This window comes from Sunxiuqinia indica, assembly GCF_009847015.1.
Classification (GTDB): domain Bacteria; phylum Bacteroidota; class Bacteroidia; order Bacteroidales; family Prolixibacteraceae; genus Sunxiuqinia; species Sunxiuqinia indica.
This window is the reverse complement of record NZ_WVEM01000001.1, coordinates 56,190-65,511: the sequence shown is the minus strand read 5'-3', so window position 1 is coordinate 65,511 and position 9,322 is coordinate 56,190. Positions and strand designations below refer to the sequence as shown.

Annotated in this window: 9 protein-coding genes; all 9 read right to left on the bottom strand. The window is 39.9% G+C overall.

Annotated elements, in window-relative coordinates:
* Positions 1-223: 223 nt before the first annotated feature.
* The 9 genes from GR929_RS00280 to GR929_RS00240 all read right to left on the bottom strand — a co-directional run bounded on the left by GR929_RS00280 (position 224) and on the right by GR929_RS00240 (position 9,303).
* On the bottom strand, positions 224-1,465 hold the full coding sequence (locus tag GR929_RS00280) for a restriction endonuclease subunit S (protein ID WP_159516917.1): 1,242 nt from the start codon (positions 1,463-1,465) through the stop codon (positions 224-226).
* Positions 1,462-2,883, bottom strand: coding sequence for an RNA-binding domain-containing protein (locus GR929_RS00275; RefSeq protein ID WP_159516916.1), 1,422 nt, complete (start codon positions 2,881-2,883; stop codon positions 1,462-1,464). Before GR929_RS00275 ends, GR929_RS00280 begins: the two co-directional genes overlap by 4 nt.
* On the bottom strand, positions 2,880-4,418 hold the full coding sequence (locus GR929_RS00270) for a class I SAM-dependent DNA methyltransferase (protein WP_159516915.1): 1,539 nt from the start codon (positions 4,416-4,418) through the stop codon (positions 2,880-2,882). The genes GR929_RS00275 and GR929_RS00270 overlap by 4 nt, the downstream gene beginning before the upstream one ends.
* An 8-nt stretch (positions 4,419-4,426) precedes the next feature.
* Positions 4,427-4,711 (bottom strand): helix-turn-helix domain-containing protein, encoded by a 285-nt coding sequence (locus GR929_RS00265; protein WP_159516914.1) that lies wholly within the window; start codon positions 4,709-4,711, stop codon positions 4,427-4,429.
* Positions 4,712-4,814: 103 nt separating this feature from the next.
* A complete protein-coding gene (locus GR929_RS21830; RefSeq protein WP_235933988.1) occupies positions 4,815-5,714 on the bottom strand; it encodes a hypothetical protein in 900 nt (299 codons plus the stop codon).
* A gap of 775 nt (positions 5,715-6,489) precedes the next feature.
* Positions 6,490-7,404: a relaxase/mobilization nuclease domain-containing protein gene (locus tag GR929_RS00255; protein WP_159516912.1), complete on the bottom strand. Its 915-nt coding sequence runs from the start codon at positions 7,402-7,404 to the stop codon at positions 6,490-6,492.
* Between the two features lie 33 nt (positions 7,405-7,437).
* Entirely contained in the window at positions 7,438-7,806 is a 369-nt protein-coding gene (locus GR929_RS00250) for a plasmid mobilization protein (RefSeq protein WP_159516911.1), read from the bottom strand.
* A gap of 290 nt (positions 7,807-8,096) precedes the next feature.
* On the bottom strand, positions 8,097-8,753 hold the full coding sequence (locus tag GR929_RS00245) for a DUF3945 domain-containing protein (RefSeq protein ID WP_159516910.1): 657 nt from the start codon (positions 8,751-8,753) through the stop codon (positions 8,097-8,099).
* 22 nt (positions 8,754-8,775) lie between these two features.
* On the bottom strand, positions 8,776-9,303 hold the full coding sequence (locus GR929_RS00240) for a PH domain-containing protein (protein WP_159516909.1): 528 nt from the start codon (positions 9,301-9,303) through the stop codon (positions 8,776-8,778).
* Positions 9,304-9,322: the final 19 nt, after the last annotated feature.

Sequence of the window (9,322 nt, the reverse complement as noted above, 5' to 3'; positions counted from 1 at the left end):
ACCCTTGAAAAGATTGTTGTATGATTTGGCTATATACAGAACACTTACCATAAGTAGCAGACCGATAACTACAATTAAGATGAAGTCGAAAGAACAAAAAGAACTCACAGTTTCTTTGAAAACTAAAATCACTCCTCCTGATATTAACGTAATGATCCCGATGGGGATATTGACCTCGTTATTCAATTCGACCTTTCGAATTTGCTCCCGATCAAACAGGCTTTTAAAATACTCGAGTTCGTTCACTGGCTTCTTGCTTTTTATTCATTATCACCTTCAACTCCCCTCTCATTAACTTCGGCAATAAGGTGTCCCGTAATTGAGTAAGGGTTTGGATCTCCATATTATTAATGAACGATTTCTCAAATAGGTCTTTTACTGATTTATGAAATTTTTCCAACAATTCGGATATTGGAAGAGTAACCGCTACACGTTTCAAATCACCCTGAGTTATAAGTGGTTGAGTACTTCCACTATTCAGTGCACTAAAATTGAATCTCTTCAGAGTAAAGTAAGAGAAGTAGAAATGACTTTCTGTAATCGGTTTTGAAACCAATACATTATCAGATAACCAAACAGGTTTTGTTATAATGTAAACAGTTCCAAGTGTTCCAACCCGCCCGGTTATTATCAGTCTTTCCTCTGTTAAATACTTATCGGTAAAGCCAAGTGGTCCATTGGCACCTATAACTTCGAACTGACCATTCTCAACAAACTGATCTTTCTTCAATCCTTTACCTGAGTTAATATTTACAATGTTTTCATATGCGACAACTCTCCACCCATCCGGAATTTCGCCCAATTCACTTTCAACCATTTTGCCGCCAGAGCTTTTGTAGGGCTCGCCATTTTTATTGGGAAATTCAAATTCGACAAACCAGCGCTTAAACAGGGTTTGCGCCAACTCTTCCATGGTTTGGTTTTGCTGCTTTAAAAGATTAATCTTTTTATCCAGACAATGCAATGTTTTGCCAATTTCTTTCTGGAGTGAAAAAGACGGAAATAATAACGGTATGCCTTTTATAGATTCGGAATTTAAACTCGCCCTGGTTGTCATCGTTGCAAAATTTGCCACTGTCTTTCTGAAGAACCTGGTTCTTAGTAAATAACCAATGTACAATGATGATACTTTTATTGGAGCATCTTTTTTAATCCGAAGTCGTTTACAGAAACCATTGAAGGTTGATTTCTCATAATCTTTCAAGGCTACTGAAGACATTCCAACTTCATCGTTTGTTTCGCTTGTTCGTGTTAAGAGTATATCTCCAGCCTTAACGGAACAACTTATCTGTTCCTTTTCATTTGAGTTAACCAATCCTTCGGGATTTTCAGGTAAAAAGTAACTATTGAAAACATCTTTGAAACTGATAAATGTATTCCCAAAACCAAATTGATCTGCGGCCTTTGAGAGCCCGGAAGAAACGTTGTACAGTTCCCCTAATTGAAATTCTTTCCATTCACTCATTCCTTGCCCTCCTTTGCGATAGTGTAGAATGTACTTCTGCCTTGACCATATTTTTCGATGAAACCTTTCTCAACCATTTCCCTAAGCAACTCCCTGGTCCGGCTCTCTTTAATATTCAGGATTTCTTCAACTTGTTTCGACTTTATTGAGCCATTTTCGAAGATGTATTCCAGTATTGTCCGTTCTTGCTCATTGCTATCCGACGGTATCCGACGGTTTTCCGACGGTTTTCCGACGGTGTCCGACGGTTTATCGTCCGCCAATCGGTCGTAATCGGCTGTAACCGGACGTGGACGAATGAGTTCTACGTCAAAAAAATCATTCTTCTCTTCAATTTTAGGAGCTGGTAAACCTTGTTCCTTGCAGGCATTAATAATCCGGTTTATTCCGCTTCCCCATTGTTCAATCAGGCCCAGTTCCTTAAAAATGTGGGCAATTACCCGGTTTCGTGCTTCACTGCGTCCGTTAAAAATATCTTCAATAGTAATGTTGCTGGGTAAACTCCCCGGAGACACGATGTTTACAATATCATCGTAAACCCCCACCTTGATATCCCGTCCTTGATTCACGTAATTTCTGTGAATTAGAGCATTGGTCAAAGTTTCGCGAAGGGCCACCACCGGGATTTCGTAAGTTTCCTCACGATATAATCCTTTTATTTCTGCTTTCAGGTTAATGTGGTTCAATACAAAACTTTGGGTATTTTCAAGGATGGAAAAAATGTCACCTCCGTACTCTTTTTTGTCGATAAAAACATCCATGGTAGTACCTTTAAACCGGGCACACTTTACCGTACAATGCGGAAATTTACCAAGTAGGATCATCAGTGCATAGGTGGGATAATCTTTGCCGTTTTCTGATTTAATCAGCTTCAGATTTCTTAGTTTGTCCTCATTTATCGGTTTCCCAATATTTTCAAACCGTTGCAGAATCGGAGAAATGTCGAGTTGGTCAAACGTCACATCATAGCAGATTTCTTCGTCAAAGCTAATGTGCCGTTTCTGCCGTTCCAGTTCCGCAATCGTATCCAAATCGGCAAGACGATTGGTTGCACCAATACGAATATAAGTACCGTCGGCTTTACCCTGGTTTTTCAAAAAGTAAGGTTTCAAATTGCCCCGCACGATTTCAATCACCAATACCAGTTTGCCTTCGACATTCACGTTGTAAATTTCGGGCATGATTCCCGGAGAACAGTTGTCTGCAATAACAGAGGCAATTTTATCCTGCGTATCAAACAGCTCATTGTCGTTTATACCTGTGATTTCCCGATTGTCATTTACGCCGATAATCAGTTTCCCTCCGCTGGTATTTGAGAAGGCAATAACTGTTTTAGCAATATTCTCGTTTTTAGGTAAAGTTTCTTTTAATTCGAGCGTTTTGCTTTCGCCTTTTTGTATTTGTTCAATCAGTTTCATAATTCTATGCCAATCTTCGCTAGTTGCGTTTTTATTTCCACATCCAGATTTTGTGCTTCATTCATTTGCTTTCTTAACCTGGACGTTAATTCTGAAACCTTTTCCTCAAACGGAATACCATCATCTTCTTCATCAGGTATTCCTACATAACGGCCGGGAGTCAATACAAATTTGTGTTTCCGTATATCGGCAAGGTTGGCCGATTTGCAAAAACCTTTTTCATCGAGATAGGCTTCTGCTTTGTTAAGCCAATGGTGATAGGTATCCGCCACCCGGCTGATATCATTCGCAGTAAAAGCTCTGTTTTTTCGGTCAATCATATAGCCAAATTCCGAAGCATCGATAAACAGCACTTCTCCATGGCGTTGTTTCTTCCCCCGTCGCAAAAACCACAAGCAAGCCGGAATGCCAGTGTTAAAAAACAAGGCTTTCGGAAGCATGACAATACATTCCACCAGATCGTTTTCAACCAGTTTTTGCCGGATTTCGCCTTCACCGCCAGTATTGGAACTCAAAGAGCCGTTGGCCAAAACAAACCCTGCATGACCACCTCCGGGTTTCAGATGGTACAGGAAATGCTGCACCCAGGCAAAGTTTGCATTTCCGGATGGCGGTACACCATATTGCCAGCGAGCGTCATCACGCAACAACTCGCCACTCCAATCGCTTACATTAAAAGGAGGATTGGCGATGATGTAATCAGCTTTCAGGTCTTTGTGGGCATTATTCAGAAACGAACCTTCGGTATTCCATTTGATGTTGGAGCCATCAATACCGCGAATGGCAAGATTCATCCGGCACAGGCGGTAAGTGGTTTGGTTGCTTTCCTGTCCGTAAACAGAAATATCGTCCAGCCGTCCCTGGTGGCTTTCAATAAATTTTTCAGACTGAACGAACATTCCTCCGGACCCACAACAGGGGTCATAAACCCGCCCTTTGTATGGTTGGAGCATTTCAACCAAAAGTCGTACAATACTTTCTGGCGTGTAGAATTGTCCGCCCTTTTGCCCTTCAGCCAAAGCAAATTGTCCTAAGAAATATTCATAAACACGTCCCAGTACATCCTGGCTTTTTGATTTTTTATCGCCAAGTGCAATGGTTCCAATAGTGTCAATCAATCCGCCCAGGGACTGAATGTCGAGATTCTGTCGTCCATAAACTTTGGGCAAAATGCCTTTTAAGGTGCTATTGTCCCTTTCAATAGCGTCCATCGCGTCATCCAGTTCTTTACCGATGGTGGGCTGTTTGGCGTGCGACTGGATTGTACCCCAACGTGCGGAGGGTGGAACATAGAAAACATTTTCGGCGCCATATTCATCCGGATCTTCAGGATCGGCACCGGCATATTCTCCTTCGCCGGCTTTCAGCTTCAGGTAAAGTTCCTCAAAAGCATCCGAGATGTATTTCAAAAAAATTAAACCCAATACGATATGCTTGTATTCCGCGGCATCAATGTTTTTTCGCAGTTTGTCGGCTGTTTTCCACAGCTTCTGTTCGAGCTTTTCTTCAGCTCCGTTTCCGTTCTTTTTCGCCATATAATATTTTAAAGCTCTTTAATAACTGATTGCAATGCCTCTTTCAGGAAAGGTTGACCGTCAAAATCATGAATTATTTTTCCGGAGATATATTTGATTTGAACCTCTTTGAAATCTACAGACAAAGCTTCAGCCCAGGGTTTTATCATTCCAATCGTAATTTGTCTTTCGCCTAATTCCATTTTGGAGAGTGTACTCGTGTCAACGTCAATTGCATGAGCCACCTTTCGTTGCGGAATTTTCTTTTCTTCCCTTAACGCTTTCAGATATGCCCCAAACGCAGTATTTTTCATTAGAAATGTATGTTTAGACAATATTGTCAAATATAACAAAATATAAGGTGTTTACTTTCCTACAAACTCAATTAATTTTCAGGAAATGGCTGGGGCAATATCTTTAATGATTTTTAATCCATTCGATAAAATCTTCGATACTCATTTTTATTAAAATACCATCAGGTTCAACTTTAAAAATATGTGGCCCAAAATCTAATAATAATGGGCGTTCAGCATAATCCCATGATTTCCTGCGATGTTTCCAATCGTATAGATATTTTCCTTTACAGCCTTTTTTTATTTCAATTTCCTTTTTCTTTTGATCTTCGTTCAGCTCTTGTTCCAATAGTAAATTTTCCTCTTCCATCTCTCTTAATCGTTTCTCTTTTGCGATTGGAAGCTTTATCGCTATACTTTGAAGATTGTCAATTTTTAAATCAAGCAACTCGATTTCATCCTCATTCTCTTTTGTTTGTTTTTCCAGCCACTTCTGTAAATCTTTTCTCAATGCATTGATTGAATGAATGTTTTTGACCTCCAAATCTTTTTTCTCTTGAGAGATATCCTGTGTTCTTTGAGTTAGTTCCTTTATATTTTCACCTAAATCAATTAACAATAAATATTTGTTTGCTTGATTTGAATACCAACGAAATTCACTTTCTGATTTTACATCGATTACCTCAGGGAAAAAAGTATTTAAAGTATCTTTCTTTATCAATTTACATTTTGCATAGCTTTTGGCAGAAACCAGATTGAAATCTACAATCTTTAAATCCTCATAACCAGGTGTCTTTGAATTTGATAACCCATTAACCTGGTCAATCTGTCTGGAGAGTTGAGTGATCGCTTTATCCAGCTTATCCATTTCTAACTGGCATTGCTGTACAAGGTCAATATTCTCCGAATAAAACTCCCTAAAATCGCTGTAAATCCGATCTCGATTGACAATGTAATTAATTGATTTTTCTATATTTTCCAGATGTCCTTCAAAACTTTCTTTTTTGCTTGAAAACCAATCCATCCTTTTCTCCAAGGCTTTGATATCCCTTTCGATTTCCCGTTCCCTATCTTCAAATTCTTTTATGCTTTTCTCATCTGTTTTGTTGTAAGAGAAATATCCTTTGTATAGAAATTCATTCTCGCGGAGTCTTGTTTTAACCAGGCTTCTTATTGAAAAATTGTCTTTGAAATAATCGGCATTAATCATCCATATCATCTTTCCATAAAAGAATTCTCTGACCCTGATCGTTTCACTTGAAATAGATGAGTTTTGAAATTCTACAATCAGTCCTGAATCTGTTCTTATATCTGCAATATGTTTTTCTCCATTTTTTGTAATGATAAACTCTCTCCATGCTTCCGGAAATTTATCTTTCCATTTCCGATGCCATTCTGTTTCATGTTCCTTCCAAAGGTCACAATTTGAGGTTACGTCATGCCTCCAGTGCCAAACATTGATCTCTCCGCAAACAGCTAAGACTTCGTTTCCACAATATGGGCAAAAGCCTCTTTTGCCTTTTTGTGGTAGGATTCTGATATTTTCATTATTAACAGCTATAAGCATTAAAAAATCTAGTTTTCAGGGTTGTCAATCGATTGTGCTTTCAGCGGTACACAATTTATGAAAGTTCAATAAATTCAAGAACATGGTTTCCATAACTTTATACAAAGTTACCAACAGCAAAAATGCTGGTAAAAGTATGTGTTAAGATCAAAAGACACTTACGAATCATGGTATCACAGATATTAGCTTAAAGATGCATAATAATCATCAAAAAAGATAGTTATGAATGTTATTAATATTTTCTTCCTTTCTTTTTGCGAACGGTAGAAATTCCTTTTCTGACTTTCCTGGTTGGACTGTTTATATCTGTTTTGTACTGATAAAGTAACGCTTTTAATAATTCAGTTTTTAAATTCTCCGGGAATCCGACTTTGTAATTTATTTTCACTTTTTCAACAGGACTTACACTTTTCTCTAAATATAGTTTCGGCCTTTCTTCGAACTCACTCATCCTTATCGGGTGCCGGATCGGCTTCCCATTCTCATCCGTCACAAAAACCGAATAACCTCGTCCAGCCTTTCTAATCTCCACATTGAACAGCTTTAAAGCCTGATCATACATTTCTTTGGAGGTGATGAACTCCATCCGGTTGAGTTGTCCAAACAGGCTTTCCAGATTTTGCTTCAGGTTTTTGCTGGAGCCGGAAAAGCGATAGTTTAACTTTTCCGTATGTTCGTCTTTTGTCAACTGGTATTTCTGTTCCAGCTCTTTGATGAACCGCTGGGTCTTTTCTTTTTCGTAACTGTCTTTGATCTTTTTACCAGTATCACAATCGATACGGGTGGAAACGATATGAAAATGCACCCGTTCCAAATCGGCGTGCTTATAAACCAAATAAGGTTGGTTGCCATAACCCAAGTGTTCCATCAGGTTACCAATATCAGTTCTGATACCGGCATCACCCAACCGGACCAAATCGCTGACTGTTGGATTAACGGATATGTGTAATCCCGGCTTTTTAACCCGGGTATTCCGATCCTCAATCTCCTGAAAAACTCGGTACCGGTCATTTTTGTCCCCCAGAAACGGGTTTAAGACGGGCATATTCTGGCTGTGATAAAAACTCGCTTTGTGCCTTTCCACTTTCCGTTCGTTGTAAAATAAAGCGTTTTTTGTACTGCAAGCCTGGTGGATTTTGATGATCATGATCTCAGCTTCTCTCTGGGTTCGAGATTCAGTTTAGCGCAGATATTTCTGGAGCAGGGTCAAACAATTTCGCATCATCTCAAAAGCCTGTTTCAACAGCTGCCGGTCATTGTCATCAACCCTGTAACCTGCAAACGAATTCATTCGCTTGGAAAGCTGGTTCAGGTTTACACCAATCTTGTTTAACTCGTAATCCAGGCCCTTTAACTGGCTCGTGGCTTCTTCATCCAACGAAATGGCTTTCCTTTTTGACTTACCAAAAACCTTTGTTCGGATCAAGTCACTCATGCAGCCATATTTCCCTTTTTTAGTCAAAGCTTTTAAACGAATCTTCTCTTCGCGGGAAACCCGGATGATAAGCTTTGCACTTCGTTTATCTGTATCGGACAATTTTGGTCGCATGGCTTGTTTTGGTAACTGATATCAATGGTTCAAAGAGGGGGATCATTTAGTTTTTGGGGAATGGGCGTTAGCCCCGCAGGGCAAGATGAAAAGGTTTTTGTGCATACAAAAACACAACTTGCATTCCCCTCTTTGATCTAAGTTATCCTCACTTGTTTTCACATTTTTTCTCTGATCTGTGATTGCTCTTATTAAAAAGAAAGGGAAACCTGCTTTCAGCATTTCCCCTTCGGTATGGAAACGAGACATAACTTTATTAACTCACTTTTTGTTTGGACCCGGCTTTCTTTTCAGCTTTGGCATCCTGTTTCTGGTCTTCTGCTTTTTTCCATCTTCTCCTGCTTAAAATCTGAAAAGCTAATGTTCCTGCCTGCTGCATCCACCTGTAGCGTTGCACCAAATTTCTTATCATTTTTACCCATCATGCCTTTCACCTCCACTTTCTGACCAGCTGCCAGCTTGTTCTTTTGATCAGCTGTCAGGCTTACCCCTTTGATCTTATCGGGGATCTGGATATAGCTGACACGTAAAGGAATCAACTCATTAGTCTTGGGATCAATGGCCAGGTAGTAATTGTCTTTCTGCCCGCTACGACTGGTCAGTTCCACCGTCTTTCCAAGGTTCTTGTCACCCAGCAAAGCACCTTTTTCTTCTTTGGTAAACTTGTGCCCCATGTATTCATCCGGGACATTGAGCCGCTGAATGGGGTGTACTTTAATATCCACTGATCCGTCTTCTTTACTATGCAGACGGATCTTAGCCGGGATCTTGTAATCCTGATCACCAATCCGGGCATTCAGAGTATACAACCTGGCTGAGCGAAAACCGTTCAAAAAATCGGTCATTTCCCGCTTTCCCATGTTCTCAATCAGGTCACGTTTAATACCTGCTTTTTCCAGTTTGTCAAATGGCACCTGGTCCATTGTCATGCGTGTGTTTTGTTCCATGATCTTTTAATTTTAAGGATGATTAATCTACTTCGTAGACATGCTTTTCCCGGCGGTTTCGCTCGACAAAAGCCCGAAGCACGGTATAAATATCTTCCGGATTCCGGATGGCCTTCATCCGAAACACGGGTATTGTTTTATCTGAGGTATTAATAATGAGGTTACCCAAACCAAATATCCGGTAAAGCAGTGGGCGGTCGACCTGGTAATCCTTGACACGATAGAGCTCAATGTACTCATGTTTGCGGTAAAAGATCCCGGAGTGGTATTCCAACTCCTCCGGGCTGATCTCATAGCGGATGCATCTTACCCGGAGGATGTGGTAGACCAGGTTCACTCCGGCAATAATGCCCAGGTAAACCGGAAGATAAAGCATATGAAATTCAAATTCTTCGGATATGAAACCACCCGGAAGCTTTTCCCGGATCAGTCCATCGAGACGAAAAAGTAATGGTATTAAAACCAGTATTAATAGAAAATTACCAAGGTTTAGCAGTTGGGATGGCCTGCATTTGATATAAGTCGTGTTCTCAATCATGTTTTTGCTCATGTTTATGAAGTTTTCTTTG

Excerpts from the sequence above, each read along its gene's own strand:
- GR929_RS00255 (WP_159516912.1), bottom strand. The coding sequence starts at position 7,404 with ATGATCATCAAAATCCACCAGGCTTGCAGTACAAAAAACGCTTTATTT.
- GR929_RS00275 (WP_159516916.1), bottom strand. The coding sequence starts at position 2,883 with ATGAAACTGATTGAACAAATACAAAAAGGCGAAAGCAAAACGCTCGAA.
- GR929_RS00265 (WP_159516914.1), bottom strand. The coding sequence starts at position 4,711 with ATGAAAAATACTGCGTTTGGGGCATATCTGAAAGCGTTAAGGGAAGAA.
- GR929_RS00245 (WP_159516910.1), bottom strand. The coding sequence starts at position 8,753 with ATGGAACAAAACACACGCATGACAATGGACCAGGTGCCATTTGACAAA.
- GR929_RS00240 (WP_159516909.1), bottom strand. The coding sequence starts at position 9,303 with ATGAGCAAAAACATGATTGAGAACACGACTTATATCAAATGCAGGCCA.
- GR929_RS21830 (WP_235933988.1), bottom strand. The coding sequence starts at position 5,714 with ATGGATTGGTTTTCAAGCAAAAAAGAAAGTTTTGAAGGACATCTGGAA.
- GR929_RS00280 (WP_159516917.1), bottom strand. The coding sequence starts at position 1,465 with ATGAGTGAATGGAAAGAATTTCAATTAGGGGAACTGTACAACGTTTCT.
- GR929_RS00250 (WP_159516911.1), bottom strand. The coding sequence starts at position 7,806 with ATGCGACCAAAATTGTCCGATACAGATAAACGAAGTGCAAAGCTTATC.
- GR929_RS00270 (WP_159516915.1), bottom strand. The coding sequence starts at position 4,418 with ATGGCGAAAAAGAACGGAAACGGAGCTGAAGAAAAGCTCGAACAGAAG.